At 46.2% G+C, this 16,706-nt stretch carries 16 protein-coding genes; 8 read left to right on the top strand and 8 right to left on the bottom strand.

Translation table 11 applies throughout. The annotated features are described in order from the left end of the window. Positions 1–3 precede the first annotated feature (3 nt). From mobB to RBB12_RS11515, 4 genes are all read right to left on the bottom strand, one after another. A complete protein-coding gene (gene mobB / locus RBB12_RS11530) occupies positions 4–1,023 on the bottom strand; it encodes a MobB family relaxase (protein ID WP_306014338.1) in 1,020 nt (339 codons plus the stop codon). 2 nt (positions 1,024–1,025) lie between these two features. Beyond that, positions 1,026–1,610, bottom strand: coding sequence for a BfmA/BtgA family mobilization protein (locus RBB12_RS11525; protein WP_306014339.1), 585 nt, complete (start codon positions 1,608–1,610; stop codon positions 1,026–1,028). Between the two features lie 542 nt (positions 1,611–2,152). Then, positions 2,153–2,602, bottom strand: coding sequence for a JAB domain-containing protein (locus RBB12_RS11520; RefSeq protein WP_293290503.1), 450 nt, complete (start codon positions 2,600–2,602; stop codon positions 2,153–2,155). A 66-nt stretch (positions 2,603–2,668) separates the two neighbouring features. Further along, positions 2,669–3,016 carry a single-stranded DNA-binding protein gene (locus RBB12_RS11515; protein WP_166250152.1) on the bottom strand — a complete coding sequence of 116 codons (348 nt, stop codon included), beginning with the start codon at positions 3,014–3,016 and terminating at the stop codon, positions 2,669–2,671. 126 nt (positions 3,017–3,142) lie between these two features. On the opposite strand from RBB12_RS11515, the gene RBB12_RS11510 reads away from it, so the two are divergent. Next, a complete protein-coding gene (locus tag RBB12_RS11510; protein ID WP_293290498.1) occupies positions 3,143–3,391 on the top strand; it encodes a hypothetical protein in 249 nt (82 codons plus the stop codon). Between the two features lie 276 nt (positions 3,392–3,667). Here RBB12_RS11510 and RBB12_RS11505 read toward each other — a convergent pair whose 3' ends face one another. Then, a complete protein-coding gene (locus RBB12_RS11505) occupies positions 3,668–3,931 on the bottom strand; it encodes a hypothetical protein (protein WP_293290499.1) in 264 nt (87 codons plus the stop codon). A 147-nt stretch (positions 3,932–4,078) separates the two neighbouring features. Here RBB12_RS11505 and RBB12_RS11500 point away from each other — a divergent pair, with 147 nt between their 5' ends. Beyond that, positions 4,079–4,690 (top strand): plasmid pRiA4b ORF-3 family protein, encoded by a 612-nt coding sequence (locus tag RBB12_RS11500; RefSeq protein ID WP_293290500.1) that lies wholly within the window; start codon positions 4,079–4,081, stop codon positions 4,688–4,690. Positions 4,691–4,914: 224 nt separating this feature from the next. Here RBB12_RS11500 and RBB12_RS11495 read toward each other — a convergent pair whose 3' ends face one another. Together RBB12_RS11495 and RBB12_RS11490 are read right to left on the bottom strand one after the other, a co-directional pair. Then, positions 4,915–5,553 carry a hypothetical protein gene (locus tag RBB12_RS11495; RefSeq protein WP_293290501.1) on the bottom strand — a complete coding sequence of 213 codons (639 nt, stop codon included), beginning with the start codon at positions 5,551–5,553 and terminating at the stop codon, positions 4,915–4,917. 472 nt (positions 5,554–6,025) lie between these two features. Further along, the gene (locus RBB12_RS11490) at positions 6,026–6,775 is read right to left on the bottom strand and encodes a DeoR/GlpR family DNA-binding transcription regulator (RefSeq protein ID WP_306014340.1); all 750 of its coding nucleotides are present in this window, start codon (positions 6,773–6,775) and stop codon (positions 6,026–6,028) included. 208 nt (positions 6,776–6,983) lie between these two features. Here RBB12_RS11490 and RBB12_RS11485 point away from each other — a divergent pair, with 208 nt between their 5' ends. The 6 genes from RBB12_RS11485 to murQ all read left to right on the top strand — a co-directional run bounded on the left by RBB12_RS11485 (position 6,984) and on the right by murQ (position 15,499). Further along, entirely contained in the window at positions 6,984–9,962 is a 2,979-nt protein-coding gene (locus RBB12_RS11485) for a SusC/RagA family TonB-linked outer membrane protein (protein WP_293290892.1), read from the top strand. A 12-nt stretch (positions 9,963–9,974) separates the two neighbouring features. Next, entirely contained in the window at positions 9,975–11,309 is a 1,335-nt protein-coding gene (locus RBB12_RS11480) for a RagB/SusD family nutrient uptake outer membrane protein (protein WP_166250138.1), read from the top strand. Between the two features lie 121 nt (positions 11,310–11,430). After that, a complete protein-coding gene (locus RBB12_RS11475) occupies positions 11,431–12,093 on the top strand; it encodes a class I SAM-dependent methyltransferase (protein ID WP_293287543.1) in 663 nt (220 codons plus the stop codon). 1 nt (position 12,094) lies between these two features. Further along, complete coding sequence (locus tag RBB12_RS11470) at positions 12,095–13,171, top strand: anhydro-N-acetylmuramic acid kinase (RefSeq protein ID WP_166250137.1); 1,077 nt, start codon at positions 12,095–12,097, stop codon at positions 13,169–13,171. 37 nt (positions 13,172–13,208) lie between these two features. Next, a complete protein-coding gene (locus RBB12_RS11465; RefSeq protein ID WP_240905085.1) occupies positions 13,209–14,663 on the top strand; it encodes a sodium:solute symporter in 1,455 nt (484 codons plus the stop codon). Further along, a complete protein-coding gene (gene murQ, locus RBB12_RS11460; RefSeq protein WP_293287552.1) occupies positions 14,660–15,499 on the top strand; it encodes an N-acetylmuramic acid 6-phosphate etherase in 840 nt (279 codons plus the stop codon). Before RBB12_RS11465 ends, murQ begins: the two co-directional genes overlap by 4 nt. A 271-nt stretch (positions 15,500–15,770) precedes the next feature. Here the strand turns inward: murQ and RBB12_RS11455 are convergent, their stop codons facing one another. Then, positions 15,771–16,607: a DUF932 domain-containing protein gene (locus tag RBB12_RS11455; protein WP_306014341.1), complete on the bottom strand. Its 837-nt coding sequence runs from the start codon at positions 16,605–16,607 to the stop codon at positions 15,771–15,773. Between the last annotated feature and the right edge of the window lie 99 nt (positions 16,608–16,706).

Below are 16,706 nucleotides of genomic sequence, written 5' to 3'. Positions count from 1 at the left end.
CCTTTATATTCCAATAGACCCCGATTCCAAGGCCTTTCCTATGCCCTTTTTGAGCTGCATCATGGCCTTGTAGGCCAATTGGGCCTTGTTGGTGGGAATAGTGGGCACCTGGATACCTGCCTTAAATAACAATTGACGGGCCGCTTGGCGCTCGTTTGCAGGCAATCCCAACAGGGCCGAAAAAAACCGTTTGGGATCCTTGTCCAGAAGATTTCGGGCGTGGTAGGTCTCCACAAAGTTCCGCTTGTACCCAAACTGCCTATCAAAGGTCTTTTCCGCGGCCCGATAGAACTTATCCCTATCAAAGCCCTGTTTGACGGGCTGCCCATGGAGGGTGGTTTCCGAAGTACGGAACTTGGATCCCGGGGAAAGGCTATGGGAATTGGTCCTGTCCATCCGGCTGACGATGATATGGATATGGCTCTGGTGGCCTTCCTTGGCCATACCAGGTACGATACGCTTGCCGTTCTGTTGATGTGGGGCTTCCCGTTCCAAGACCTGTATCCGCTGCTGAAGCTGGGCGATATCCCCTTGCTCCCGACCTTCCTTGATGGCCCTGACCTGATGCTGCAGTTCCAAGATTTGGGAGGCATACACTTGGTTCTCCTTGACCTGCCTGTCCTTTTCGGAATAGGTGCGCTCCCGTTCCAGCTTGGCAAAATAGAGGATATCCTTGACCGTTACTTCCCGGTCCCTGTAAAAGGCCACCGCATAGGCCTTCATGACCTCCCGGGTGTACTGTCTCAGTTTCTCGGGGTCGTCCCCGATATGTTTGAGCTCACCCTGGGACGGACTGACTACCAAGGAATAGAATTTGGGTTCCTTTTTTTTCAGCTTGGCGGTATTGGCATCGATCTCGGCGATGACCCGCTCCGCATCAATATTGTTTTCCTCTTGATTGAAATACCCTTCCTGCTCTCCCTGCTCTTTCCCTTCGTTTTCTTTCTCCAAATAATTCACAAAGTCGCGGACACTCCCTCGAAAATTGTCCCCCAGTTGTTGTCGTGTGATGGCGATGTACATTGTTATTGCTTTTTAAGTTTTGTTCTATATTTTTCAATGGCCTCGGGATTGAGGTCCAATTTGAGGTGGTCCTTGCCAAAACGGTTATGGTACACGCTCACCTGGTCCAGCACATAGGCAAAATCCTCCTTGAGCTCTTCCATTTGCTCCAGCAGGCGGTCATACCGGATCTTGGGCACGGTGACCTCCCCATCGAATGTTTCCAGTTCCACAGGTGGTCTGGCCTCGGTCAATTGCTGCTCGATAAAATCAAAATCAGTGTCCCATTCCTCGTCATCGGATGCCAGTTCCTGTTCAAAGAGGGCCTGCATCATCCCCACGGTGGGCAGGGTCTGTTCCTTTTCGATACTGCGCATGATGGCGACCATGGCATTGAAGCGGCGTTTCATGAAAAGTTTCATACTGGCGATGGTCTCTCCAAGATGTTGGTCCGGATCGATGCCATGGCGTTCAAAAAAGTGTACCATAAGCAACAAGGTCATCGATCGGGATTTCCCGAACCTGCTGGAGAACCGTCTAAATTTCAGGGCCACCGAGCCTTTTACACGAATGGTCCTGAACCCCTCTTTTTCGTACCCTTTATCCATTTTTGAGTCAAAAACGTCTTGATTTTATTGGGCCAAAGGCCTTTTTTAGTCAAAAACCAACACGCCCTTAATTTCATTCATTCCCAAAACCCCATAAACAGGGGCCTTGCGCAGCAATCATGATCGGTAGGACGCGCGAGCGTGCTACCCTCTTGCTTCTCCTTTTCGTCCCGCAGGGACAAAAATGAATCGCACATCATGGTTTAAAAAACCTGTTGCACCTTCTCTAAAAAGTCAAATCAGATCGTACGGACCTTGGGAAAGTCAAATCGGATTGCCGTACATAGTTGTAGCTGTATTTCAGCATTTTAAAAATAGCAAAATAAATCCCTTGAACACAGAAAAACCCAATCATAATGATTGGGTCGAATTGTTGCCCGAGCCTTCTGAAAGAGGGCAGGCATTCATAAGGTTTGTCCTGTTTTGCTACAAACCGTAAAGCTCGGGGTCAAACCCATCGGGATAGTCCCTTGGGTCGAGGTCGCTTGTTTCTCTGTTTTCGGCTTCGTGTATCCTATCTTTTTCGGTCATCGTTACAACATTTATAGGATGCCGTTGTCCGCAAAACTGTAGTAACGTCCATCGGGTGCCAGGATGATATGGTCGATCACATGGACATCGAAGAGTTGTGCCGCCGCCTTGATCTTCTGGGTCAACTGTTTGTCGGGTTCGCTGGCCTTGAGCTGTCCGGAGGGGTGGTTGTGGGCGAGGATGATCCCCACGGACAGGGTCTTGAGCACAATGGCAAAGAGGATGCGGACATCCACCAAGGTGCCCGTGATGCCCCCATGGGAGAGCGGGTAGATGCCCTTGACCTTGTTGGAGCGGTTGAGCAATAAGACCTTGAAGGTCTCGTGCAGACCGATGGTGTCGGCGTCCCAGTTCTTGAAGAGCAGTTGCGCCACTTCCTTGGAGTTGGTCAGGGAGAGCGATTTCAGGGTACTGAGCTTCTCCCGATAGCTGATCTGTATTTCGTTGACTTTGGGTTCCATACTTGTATTGTTATGGGTCAAAAAAGGAAGGGGCACCCAAGCTTTTGGCTTGGGCACCCCTTGGCCTTATCCCTCGTTGGTGTTTCCGCCCAACAATAAGATCTCGCTGGCCACCACTTCGGTGACATAGCGCTTGTTCCCTTCCTTGTCCTCGTAGGAACGGGAGGTCAGTTTCCCTTCGATGGCAATTTCCTTGCCCTTGGTCACGAAGCCCTCGATGATGTCGGCCAGCTTCCCCCATCCGATGACGGTATGCCATTCGGTATTGGTGATGCGCTCCCCTTGGTTGTTCTTGTAGTGCTCGTTGGTGGCCAGTGTCAGCCGCGCCACACGTTTTCCACCGTCCAGATCGGTGATCACGGGGTCCTGTCCCACGTTTCCGATAAGTTGTACTTTGTTTCTCAATGTACTCATGATAAAAAGGTTTTAAAGGTTTGCCGTCCTCCCCTTGGTATGGATCGGCAAACAGGGTTAAAGATTTCCCCTTATTTTTTTGGTCATCGTCTCCCAAATTTTAAGGGGCGTTTGTTTGCTTCTTACATGCGCAGCATTATAAAAGAAGGGGGTTCTGTCAAGGCTTCTGGACAGGAAATCGGGAGGCTCCGCGACGTAGCAAAACCTTTGGCCGTGCCAAGGGCAGGCAAGGTTTTCAAGGAAGTGGAAACCCTATTTACGGACAGAACAAAGCCTGGCCTTGACAGGTTCGATAAGGGCCCTTGGGCATTCCTTCAGACCCAAGGGCAAGGGAGCGTACGGGAAGTTGAGCGAGTGAAGTCCTTGGTGTCCTGATTGGAAGGCACCGGGCACTGCCCTGTTTTTCGATGACCCGAAAAACAACCGGGGCTTCTTTTATTACGGGACCCTTAAAATTTGACCGGCGGACGGACGGATTTGCGGCCTTACAAAGCAAAGTTCCAAGAAGGCTTTGCGAAGGAAGGAAGAAAAATAAATCCGTGTGGACGGCTTCCGTATGGGTTAAAGCACAATGTATCAAAGGAAGCGATGGCCCATAGCATAATCCCCCAGTTCCCTTGGAATGGTATGGGAAAGCACCTTTTGGATGGTTTAGAACAATGATGCTTGATTGTTACTGGAAGGGTTAGCTTCTGAACGCTTTGTAGCTTTTAGTTTGTCCCGTAAGGCCTGTCTACGCTTCTCATATATCCATACCCTCAATTTTTGCAATAGGACTTTCTCATAGTTGGACAATTGTTGGGGTGCTACCTCCTCCATGGCCAGAATTCGCCCAGTTTTTTCGAAGGTCTTGGCAAATTGAAGTCCACACCAGGTATAGATGTTTACCCATTCGCTGGTCCAGGGGAGCCTCAAGGATTCTGGGCATCATATAGGCCACAACCTGATCCCCATCAAATCAATTGCTAGAAACACCATCTCGGGAATTCATGTCGATACCATTTTTATTTATGCTTGTTTTGTTATAAAATTGGGCCCAATTCATTAAGCAAACATTGTACAGTGAACAAAACCTTCAAGTTTCGCATCGAATTGGATGGAACCTCACCAAACATATGGCGTGAATTTTTGGTCTCATCCGAAACCAAGTTTAATAGGCTACACCACATCATTCAGATTGTAATGGGATGGAAGAACAATCATCTGTATGAATTCTCGATGGATAGCTATCGTATTGGCCCACAATTTGAGGACGATGGTTTTAATGGCCCAAATGAGATCATCGATTCAAAGACAATCACCATTGGCGACGTACTGCAACATAAGGGACAGCAATTGGAATATCTATACGATTTTGGCGATTACTGGCAACATGTATTGACCTTGGAAATGATTATTCCTGATTTGGCCATCCCCTTCCCTGTCTGTTGTGCCGGCGCCTTGGGCTGCCCTCCGGAAAACGTTGGTGGTTTAGCGGGGTTTTATGATTTTTTAAGGATCATGGAAAAACCTAGACATCCAAAGCACAAGGAAACAAAAGCATGGGCAAATGGCCAGCTTGCCCCCACGGATAGCAGTTACGATTCCCAACAATTCACATTGGAAAAGATCAATTATATCTTGCTCCATCTGGATACCTATATACAGGATTGGGAGAAGAAGGCCAATCCATAGTGGAAGACTTGAATAACGGCCCGCTGTTGCATAGAGGGTACATCCAAACAGGACGAAGGTTTCACCCAGATGGCGTGAGGATGACCTTGTTGGTTTTTTGTGAATGGAACAGGGACCAAGAGTCTTGATACAATGGTCAAAAGGCTTTAGAACGAAGATGGGACCGCTAAAAGCCATAAAGCAAAATCAGTTGAAATCCAGGTATTTCAGATGGTCAGAAATCATCAATAAGCCTGTTTTTGGGGATATATCTTTCTTTTCCTTTCCCTCCGTAGGCCCATTATGAGACCCACAAAGCCAACCGAAAAACAAACCAGCAACCAAAAGGCCATGTTATACTTGTCAACCAATAGCCTATATATGAATGTGAGGGCGAATAAGAACAACCCGAGAATTTGCCAAAGCACATCTTTCTCCAGCCTAACGATTTTATCCAACTTAGGAGGTAGATTACATAGTATCTTGATTTCATTCCATTCCCAAATGATAAGCAAAAGATTTGCGAACAACATTGATCCGGTTATCACAGGGGTATAGGCAAAATAGTAGGACAACGTAATGATGAAGACATTCAATATGATCGGAAGATTGATCAATGCTCCAAGTTTTGAGAATCTTTGGGTCATAAGCAAGAATCCCGCTATCAACTGCGCCATCCCAATAAACTTCCAATACAATCCGGATTGGTACATGGTCTCAAAAAAATGCCAAGCGCTACCGATTGGTTCCAGTGCTCCACTTTCCGAGGTGAAACGAAGTCCTTTTATTTTGATCAGGCTGGCGAAAACGAATGCACCACCTAGTAAATACCTTATATAGATGATAAGAATTTGTGGTACTATTTTTTCTTTGAGTCCATTCATAGTGGTCGGTGGTTTCAAACTAGACGAAAAGAAACAAAGTTTGTTACTTAAAATAGCCTATACCGATTACCTAAAGCTTAATCCATTTGATGGAGAAGAGAACCAAAAAAGGGAGGGTCCCTTGTTTTCCGGAACATCTGATATAGGGTAAAGCCGGGAAGTAACTGTTCATTTTAAAATAGTATCAACCTTTAAACCCATCTAAATACCAAATATAGCTGCATATCCTTGGGCCCAACAGTGCAAGGTCAAGGAAACAAACTGCAAAAAATGCCATTTGTGCGACTGCTTCCTTTCATATTTTCCTCACCCCTTCGCTAAAAGGAATTTGATATTCCCGATTGCGTGGAGGAAAATAGTACAAACGCCCCAGCTTGGTCAGTGCATTTGTTATCCCTGCTCCATCCAACGCTGGGCCAACAAAAAAGAAAATGAAAACCTCCTTTTAGATGCACACCATAGCGTATGTAGATCAAACTACATCAACACCGGTATTTCTAAAATCTTCCAAGATGTTAGCGGTAGGCTCCAGTTCCGTAATCATCGTAGTTATATCGCTCATCTCACAGGTTTTATATCGGTTCCTTGAGTTCAGCTTTTCCGATATCGTAAGGAGGACCGTACTCTTCGAAGCCTGAATGACCGCGTTTTTGACCTGGACACTTTCCCAATCAAACTCCGTTAGCCCATAGTTCGCATCGACATATCCTGTTCCGATAAAGCCGTAATCGGCATTGATCTTCGACAAATTGTGGATTGCCTGTCCACCGGACGCAATTTGGGACTCTTTCGCTATGGTGCCTCCCAAGAAAATGACCTCCAGTTTTGGCTTTTTGCACAATTCTATGGCAATGGGCAGACTCAAGGTGAAACAGGTGAGGCTCATTTTTTCGGGAATGTTCCTGGCAAATTCCAAACAGGTCGTTCCCCCATGAATGATAATGATATTGCCATTGCGCAATAATTGCACCGCTTTCTTTGCAATGGTCCTTTTCTTTTCGATCGCGTAGACTTTGGTCTGTTCCCCGGTATTATTGGCATAGGCCAGGGAAACGGCCCCACCGTGCACCTTTTTTAACTTTTTTTCGGTATCCAGTTGTATCACGTCCCTTCTGACCGTGTCCACCGAAACATTGAGAACCTCAGCGATATCGGCCAATAAGACCCGGTTATGTAAAGCTACTTCATTCAATATCAGTTGGTGTCTTTCTTCCTTGAGCATGGTGTTGGTATAGGTTGGTTTGGTACTATTCGCATTAAATGTAGCAGGATTTTGCCATATAACTGAAAATTAATTTATAATTTCGAGATATTGCAAATTAAAACGGCAAAATATTGCAAGTTATCATTTTTTGGTTACTTTTATGGAAACGTACAACTTTCAAAAAATGACATTAATTCTCGAAATCAATTAATTAACTCAGTGTAAAATGGAAAAACGAAGTTTAAATCACAACAAGATCCTATCCAGACTGGCCGGTTTTCTGATGCTGTTCGCAAGTGCTTTCGCATTTGCACAAACATCGGATTATTCCTTTAGCGGTACGGTTAGCGATAGTAGCGATGGGGCACCGATTCCAGGTGCATCCGTATTTATCAAGAATACTACCATTGGGGGAGTAACCGACTTTGACGGAAAGTATTCCTTCACTGGAAATGTGGCCAGCGGGAGCTATCAATTGCAGGTAAGTTATCTAGGGTACACCACCAAGACGGTGCCGATTACCATAGGTTCGGAAGGGAACGTGGTAACGGACGTCATGCTTCAAGAAGACCTTTTGAGCTTGGACGAAGTCGTGGTTACCGGTTCTACGGTAGGAGTGAACAAGCGTACCTTGGGGAATTCCATTTCTTCGGTCAAGTCGGAGGATTTGGTGAATAATGGTGCCACTGCTGTAGACCAGGCCATTTCCGGAAAAGTCACCGGCGCCTTGGTCCAACAAAACTCAGGTGACCCTGCTGGAGGGATAAGCATTCGTTTGCGGGGCCCCAGCACCGTTCTGGGAAGTTCAGATCCCTTGTATATTGTGGATGGGATCATTATTAGCAATTCAAGTAACCAGTTGATCGACCTAGGAGGTAATGCACAGAACAGATTGGCCGACTTGAACCCAAACGATATCGAGCGTATCGAAATCATAAAGGGTGCCGCTGCGGCAGCCGTTTATGGATCTAGGGCCAGTAATGGTGTGGTACAAATATTTACCAAAAAGGGAAGATCTGGGGAACCAAGGTTCAGTTTTTCCACGAATGTAAGGGTCAATGAACTTCGTAAAGAAATAGATTATAACACGGTCCCGCTATCATGGGTCGACCCGTTCGATAGGAATAACCTGGAGACAGTTCCGGCAACTCGATACAACTATCAGGATGAATTTTTCGGCACGGGATTCGGTGTTGAAAACTATATTTCCATGAACGGGGGCAATGAGAAGACCTCTTATTTTCTTTCCGCATCCCATTTGGACAACGAGGGAATCATAGAGAACACGGATTTTCGGCGTATCGGCTTTAAGGCGAATTTGACCCAGAAGGCCTTTGATTGGCTGACCGTAAATGCAGGACTGAATTACGTGCGAAGTGTAAGTAGCGATATTCCCAACGGCGGTATCAATGCTGCTTACGGGGCCATTACTGGCTTTGTGTTCAGCGATAACTCGATCAACCCCTTTCCCAATGAATCCGGTGTCTACCCCGTTACCTCCAATTTAGTTCCACGGACCAACCCTCTGGAAGCGGTCAACCGCTTTGATTTCGGACAAAAGGTCAACCGTTTCATCACAAGTATCGGATTGGACGCCAAAATCACCGAGAAGCTTTCCGCCAACTATACCTTGGGATTGGATTATTTCAATCAATCCGCTACGGCATTTATCCCCATCAACAATACGTCACCGAACGGGAACGGATTTGCCAGAAGATCGGACATCAACAATTTTCAATATAACAGTGATTTGAACCTGTCCTATAAAACCAATATCAATGAAGCGATCACGTCAACAACTACCTTGGGCGGATCTTGGCAGTATGAGGAGTTTGACCGTATAGGCATCAGCGCCGACGGACTACCGCCCATCGTGGAAACCGCGGAAAGCGGCAGCATATTGGCCCAAGGAGAGGGCAGATCACAGATATCGTATTGGGGTGCCTTTATCCAACAATCGTTTGGCTATAAGGACAAACTCTATATCAACGGTGCGTTGCGGCAGGATGGTGCCTCTACTTTTGGCGAGGACGAGCGCAACCAGCTCTATGCCAAGGCGAGTCTGTCCTATATTCTTTCCGAGGAGGACTTTTGGGAGGATACCTTTGGGGATGCCTTTAGCACATTTAAAGTAAGGGCCTCCTGGGGACAGGCGGGGAACCTTACCGCACTTACGGCATTTCAGCGTTTTACCTTGCTCAATCCGGCAGCCATCAATGGCTCTCCAAGTTTGATTCCAAGTACCCAACAGGGGGATTTGAATATAGCGCCGGAGCGGCAAGAGGAAATAGAGTTCGGTTTTGACGCCGGGTTCTTGAACAATAGACTGGGTATCGAAGCGACCTATTACAAGCAGGATGTCACGGATCTATTATTGCCCAGGGAGCTTGCCCCATCGACCGGTTTCGCTTCCCGAATAGAAAATGTGGGCAACTTGGAGAACAAGGGTCTGGAAATTCTTTTAAAGGGTTCCCCCATAAAATCAGAGGATTTTTCGTGGGACATTACCGCCACCTACTCCAAGAATGAGAATACGGTTACCAATGTTGCCGGTGGAGGGCAGTTTGCGCTCGCGGGCAGTTTCTCGACCAACTTTGTCATCGAAGGTGAACCATTGGGTGTATTCTACAGACAGTTCTATGCTCGCGATCCCGATGGAAGTATTTCCTTGGATGAAAATGGATATCCCTTTACGGGGGTCACGGAAGATGGTTCCACATCGAAAGTGATCGGTGATCCCAACCCAGAATGGTTCGGTTCCCTGATCAATGAATTTACCTATAAGGACTTTTCCTTTAGGGTCCAGTTCGATGCCGTTCAAGGATTCGATGTCTTCAACTGGAACAGAAGATTGTTGGACAACGTCATCTTTGGAGGCGGGTTCAATGTAGGCCAGGAATTATTGGGTAACCGACCTAAAGGTTTCGGAGGTGCACAGGCAGGTATTTTCGAGGAATTTGTTGAGGATGGTTCTTTTGTAAAGCTTCGGGAATTGGCCCTAAGCTATAATCTAAGGGAACCGTTCAAAGGGGTCGATAATTTGAAGATCAGTCTAGTGGGCAGGAACTTGATTTCTTGGGATGACTACAGTGGTTGGGACCCTGAAATCAACTCTGCCGGACAGAGCAATGGAGTTAGAGGATTTGATTTTGCCGGGGTACCTATCCCGCGCACATATCAAATAGGTATAAATGTCAACTTCTAAAAAAGAACAACGATGAAAAAACATAACATATACAGCACCGTATTAACACTGATGTCAATAGTACTATTGGCTTCTTGTGAGACCGATTTCGACAATCCCAATGCCGCAACGGTAGATGAAACCTTTTCATCCCGTGAAGGTATTCTCGCGGCATCCGTCGGACTACAACAGTTGTACTCGACCACGGGGGTACGATGGGCCGTGGAAACCCCTGCGATAACGACGCGGGAAGGCGGTATTACGACCACCTTCCAGAATATGATCGAACTTGAGGATGGCGGAACAAGCTTGCCCAATTTCAATTCAAATGTGCAGGGCTTATGGTCTTCCATGTTGCGCATCATAAAAATAGCCGAGGATATCGAGGCCAATGCAGGAACCATTGAATTGGAGGCAGGAACACAGAGCGGCCTGATAGCGCATGCCAAACTGTTCAAGGCTTTGGCCATAGGAAATTTGGCACAGAATTTTGAACAGGTCATCGTTGTCTCCAATACGGATAATCAGGCTGAATTTGTCCCAAGGGTATCTGGCTATGAAACGGCCATTACTTTGTTGAACGAAGCAAAAAGTGCCATCGATGAGAATCCCGTTTCACAGGAGTTCATCAATGCCGTAACCTTAGGGAATATCGATGTCCGCAATGCCATCAATGCATTGCTCGCACGATACAATCTGTTCGCGGGAAATTATGAAGCCGCAATAACCGCTGCAAACAGCGTGGACCTTACAAGCACGTCCACGTTTGAGTATGATGCCATCAATTTGAATCCCATTTGGAGCCGTGTCTTTCTGAACAATGCACCCAACTTTAAGCCAAGGGATAATTTTGGCCTCCCGTCCGAATTTGTCTTCGATCCTGCCGATGGGCGTAACGCTTTCTATTTGGTGCCCTTGGACGAAACCAATCAAAACGGATTGCCGATTGAGGACTTGGCGGGCTTTTTCAACGTAAATACCGGTTCCATACCTGTTTACATTCCGGATGAGATGAATTTGATAGTGGCGGAGGCAAATATCAGAAAGTCGGGTCCTGACCTTGGTGCTGCCGTGGCCGCCTTGAACGAAGTGCTTACCGATACCGATGATCCTTTCGGAATCAATGCCAATGTAGGCCCTTATGCCGGTGCGTCAACATCAGAGGCCATTTTGATGGAAGTATATAAAAATCGAAGGGCAGAACTCTTCTTGACAGGTATGAGCTTGGAAGACAGCAGGAGATTCGGTAGACCGGAACCCAGTGGGACATCAATGATCTACACGGAAGAAAGAAACCGCAACTTCTATCCGTATCCCGATCTGGAGAGAAACAGTAATCCGAATACCCCAGATGACCCGAGCATATAAACTACTATAGCATAGCGGTTTGAGTTAGTTTTAGTTTACTGGGCCTACAACCTCTGTTTTTGTTGTAGGCCTTTTATGTACAATCATGGTTTACGCTTAATTAATTTTAGAACGGTAGGATATGATGAACCAAAAGATCATAGACGCTTGGAACAAAAACGCCAAGGAATGGATAAAAGTCATTGCCAACGAAGAAATCGGGTCCAGGAGATTTACCAATAAGGCCATTGTTGGCGAACTAAAAAACCTTGCTGGGGATAAGGTGATCGATATAGGCTGTGGAGAGGGATGGCTCACAAGGGCCATAACGGAAATGGGAAAAAAAGCGGTAGGAATAGATGCCATCGAGCCGCTATTGGTCGCAGCCCGATCGAAAGGGCCTGAGTCCTATCACCAAATGTCCTATGAGGATCTCATGGAGGGACAGCCCATACCAGAAGCTCCTTTCGACATCGCGGTATTCAACTTTTGTCTTTATCAAAAAGAAGGCCTTACCGATCTTTTGCGTGCCACAAAAAATCAGTTGCATACGGAAGGTAAGATCTTGATTCAAACGCTGCACCCCTTTTTTATGTTCGATAATGGACTGGATTATAAAAGTCAACTGATTTCCGATTCATGGCAGGGGCTACCCGGTAATTTTAGGGACGGCCACGAGTGGTATGCGAGGACTTTGGAAGATTGGGTCAACATCATCGGGGAATCATCCCTACAGCTGAACAGCATCAAAGAAGTTTTGAATTCGGAGGGCAGACCGATTTCCCTGATATTGAAAATCGATTGAAATGAAGACGTTTAAGGTAATTGGTTTAATGTCGGGAACATCCTTGGATGGCCTGGATATCGCCTATTGTCATATCTGGAGAACAGGCGATAGGTGGGATTTTGAGATCAAGAAGACCAAAGGCATACCGTATAACAATGGATTGAAAGAACAGCTTAGGAAATCCATATATCTATCTGCCAGTGAACTCCTGGCTTTTGATGTGAAATATGGTATTTGGCTGGGTGAAAGGGTAAAGGATTTTATTCAAAGTGCCGGAATTGAAGTAGACTTTATTGCGAGTCATGGGCATACCAGCCATCACCGACCAGAACTTGGCTTTACCCATCAGTTGGGCTCTGGGCAGTACCTGGCCAATACCGCTGGGTACAAAGTTATTTGTGATTTTAGGAATAAGGATATCTCCTTGGGAGGCCAAGGTGCCCCCTTGGTTCCCATAGGGGATAGCCACTTCTTCCATGCATACGATTTTTGCCTCAATTTGGGAGGAATCAGCAATATTTCTTTTGAGCACAAAGGCCGGCGAATCGCTTACGATATCGGTCTCGCGAACATGGTATTGAATCACATCACGGCAAAGATCGGATTACCCTACGACGATGGGGGACAACTGGCGCAAAAAGGAAGGCTCCTTCCCAAACTTTTAAATGATTTGAACAAGCTAGAATATTATCAGCAACCCTTTCCCAAATCAACCGGATTTGAATGGTTCATGGAACAAGTAGTGCCTATTCTGGATCATTACGATAATGACCCAAAGGATTTGTTGCATACCTGTATCCATCATATATGCGAACAGATAGTTGTACAGGTCAATTTAAACCGCTCCCAAAAAGAGGCCAGTATGCTGGTGACCGGTGGAGGTGCAATGAACGGCTATTTGATAAGGGTCCTGCAGGAGCAGTTGGGGACGACGGGGAAATTGGTCATCCCGCCTGCGGAAATCATAGCGTTCAAAGAAGCCGTTGTATTTGCATTGATGGGCGTGCTAAAAATGGTAAATGAAACCAATGTGTTGAGCTCCGTCACAGGGGCGTCCAAGGATTCCTCCTCCGGCATCATTTACGAACCGCAATAGCCAGTAGCTTATTGTTGAACCACAAAAACCGTTTTCGTTGGACCTTACCCTGATCTTTTTCGTCATTCTCTTTTATTTTCTGGTGCTCATGGCCATTTCGTATGCTACTTCCAGAAATAGTGGCGATGAGACCTACTTTACCGGGGACCGTCAATCTCCCTGGTTTTTGGTTGCCTTTGGTATGATAGGTGCCGGACTTTCGGGAGTAACCTATGTGTCATTGCCCGGGATGGTGGGAAACAATAATTTTCATTTCTTCCAATTCATACTGGGTAACGTCGTCGGGTATCTCTTTATCACTTTTGTACTCATCCCGCTGTATTATCGGCTAAGGTTGGTATCCATCTATTCCTATTTATTGGAACGATTTGGTAATAGGGCCTATAAAACCGGATCTTTGTTTTTCCTGATTTCCCAGTCCTTTGGTGCTTCGCTACGGTTATTGTTGGCGGCCAAGATCCTCCAATTTGTGTTTTTTGAAAAGATAGGAAGCCCGTTCCCAATTACCGTTATCGCCATTTTGTTAATGGTTTGGCTGTATTCGTATAAGTCCGGCATCAAAACCATTGTTTGGACGGATACCCTTCAAACCATCTTTTTGATCTTAGGTGCCCTGATCACGTGTTACTATGTAATTACTTCATTGAACCTCACATTTACGGCATCGATAAATGAGATTGTCGACCATCCCTATTTTGATGTCTTCAACTGGGAACCCAAGTCGGACAATAACTTTTTCAAACAGTTCATTGCAGGTATTTTGGTAGCGATAGCGATGATCGGATTGGACCAGAATATGATGCAAAAGACCCTTAGTTGCAAGAATGTATGGGAGGCACAGAAAAATACACTGAGCTACAGTTCCATATTGGCCATAACCCAGTTTCTGTTTATGGGGCTGGGCATCTTATTGTATATCTATGCCGAACATATGGGATTAGGGTTGCCCATGGACGCAAATGGTACGCTATTGGATACCGATACCTTATTCCCGAATATTGCGTTGAACCATTTGGGCCCTGTGACCGGAATCTTTTTTCTGTTGGGCGTTATAGCAGCTTCTTTTTCAAGTGTCGATTCCGCCTTGACGGCATTGACTACGTCCTTTACCTATGATTTCTTGGACATTTCAAACAAAACCGTTAAAAACCCCAAACGAATAAAGAACATCGTATTGTTTGGTTTTTCCATAGTTGTTTTTGGGATCATTATGTTATTTTCAAATAGCAGGGGCGATGTAATTTCCTTGATCTTCAATGTGGCTGGATATACCTATGGTCCTTTACTGGGGCTTTATGTATTTGGAATGTTTACTACCATAAAAATCAAGGACCATGTGGTCCCGATCATATGTGTTCTGGCTCCCATAGCCACCTATCTTTTGAGCCTGTTTCTCAAGGACACCTATGATTTCGATATGGGTTTCATCAATATTGCCGTAAACGGTGGTTTAACTTTTTTAGGATTGATTTTAATTAAAACAAAGAAATGAGTAATAACAAGTATATGACCGAGCAGCCTTCGAATTATGACGGTCTCGAAAAGATGGATACCCTCGAATTGCTGACCAACATCAACCATGAGGATAAGGGCGTTCCTTTGGTGATGGAAAAGGCAATTCCTCAAATCAAGGAATTTGTCGATCATGCGGTTACCAAAATGAAAAAAGGGGGCAGACTGTTTTATATCGGCGCAGGCACCAGTGGAAGGCTGGGTGTCCTCGATGCCTCGGAATGCCCCCCTACCTTTGGGGTGTCCGATGATTGGATCATCGGTCTGATTGCCGGGGGCGACAAAGCCTTGCGAAAGGCAGTGGAAAACGCGGAAGATGATTTTGATCAAGCTTGGAAAGACCTTCAAGCATTCAATATCAGTGAAAAGGATATTGTACTGGGGATTGCCGCCTCAGGTACTACGCCCTATGTCATTGGAGGAATACGAAAGTCCAAGGAACATTCCATTTTGACGGGAAGTATAGCCTGTAATGCCCATGCACCCCTTTCTAAGCTATCCGATCATCCCATAGAGTTGGTCGTGGGGCCGGAATTTGTCACCGGCAGCACACGGATGAAAGCCGGGACGGCACAAAAGCTTGCCTTGAACATGATTTCCACCTCCATTATGATTCAACTGGGCAGGGTTCGTGGAAACAAGATGGTGGATATGCAATTGTCCAATAAAAAATTGGTCGACCGCGGTAAACGAATGTTGATGGAGGAATTGGATATTGATGAGAAACTGGCCGATCAATTATTGGAAAAGCACAAGAATATCAGAAAGGTGTTGGACTCTTATGACTCCCAAATGAAAAAAAGAATGGGTTCGTAAATTGAAAGAACAGCGACTGAGCTGCAAGACATCACCTTTGCGCGGCATAAAACGGTTGATTTTAAATGTACCTACAATAGCAATCTGTCCCTGAACTTAAATTGTACCAAAACAAACATCTCGAATGCCTTGCTAATGGTGGGCACCTAATGTTCAAACGATTCTGTTTTGAATCTTGAGTTGGTAAAAAAGGGGAAATACTATAAAGGTTGTAGTGTAATCGGTGGCAAAACTCCGGTTTGGACGGGCACCGGAGCGGCCCTTTGGAACGTTAGGCCATTTCATAAACGGTCTCGAACAGTTGCCTGTCCAACTGTTGCTGTTTGGCAAAGCCCTTCTTGAGGTTACGGTGCAATACTGAGTTGAAGGCATTATAGCCCAACCAGAGGTTTGGGGTACTGCCCAGTTGCAATGCCTCTGCATCAAGGATATCAAGGACCTCTCGGGCCTTTTTGGAGGGTGCATCATTGGTATCGCTGCACTCATAGCGGAACAGTTGGGTCCGCTCCAGCACTTCCCTAACAAAATCCTTGGTATCCAGCAGTTCCACGGTCATCATCCGATGGAACCTACCGGAAGTACTGTAGAACTCATTGTCGAGGAATCTGCGGAACAGTACTTGGAGCCCGGGCATGATGAGCTGCACCGCGTTTTTGTGGTGCTTGATGGAAAAGCCGATTTCCGTCCGGGCCACGTGCAGGCCATTGGAACAGACTTTTCGGTAGAACCCAAAATGGCCTGCGGTACGTTCGCTCCCATCGTAGGCATTGGTAAACCGCAGCATCGGTAAAATGACGTCCTCACCTTGCCCTACCGAGAACTGGGTACTGTCGGTAAGGACAAAGTCCACGCTGAAACTACGGTCCGAACGGTTAATGCTCTGACGGGAGTATGTCAGATCGGCATCGATGAGCAATTGCTCCGCCTTTTTGAAGAACAGTTCATTGGGAATATGTCCATAGCGTTGTGACACGATGTTCACGATCTTGCCGTTGCTGACCACGGCCTGTTCCAAGCCCTTTCGTACGGGCATTCCGGTCAATTCGTTTAGAGGTCTGATCTGTACCGGCACAAATACCTCATCCTGCTGTAAGTTGTCTACATACATCTTTTTATGATTTTAGGTTAAACAATATTTACAGTGGTCTACAAACGGAAGGCAGCACGTTGAGCGGCGAGGAAACGGAATAAATAGGCCTGCCCAAGG

Origin of the sequence: Allomuricauda sp. MMSF_3307 (assembly GCF_030733585.1) — a bacterium.
Taxonomy (GTDB): domain Bacteria; phylum Bacteroidota; class Bacteroidia; order Flavobacteriales; family Flavobacteriaceae; genus Flagellimonas.
The sequence above is the reverse complement of the archived record's forward strand: the minus strand, read 5'-3'. Positions and strand labels throughout refer to the sequence as shown.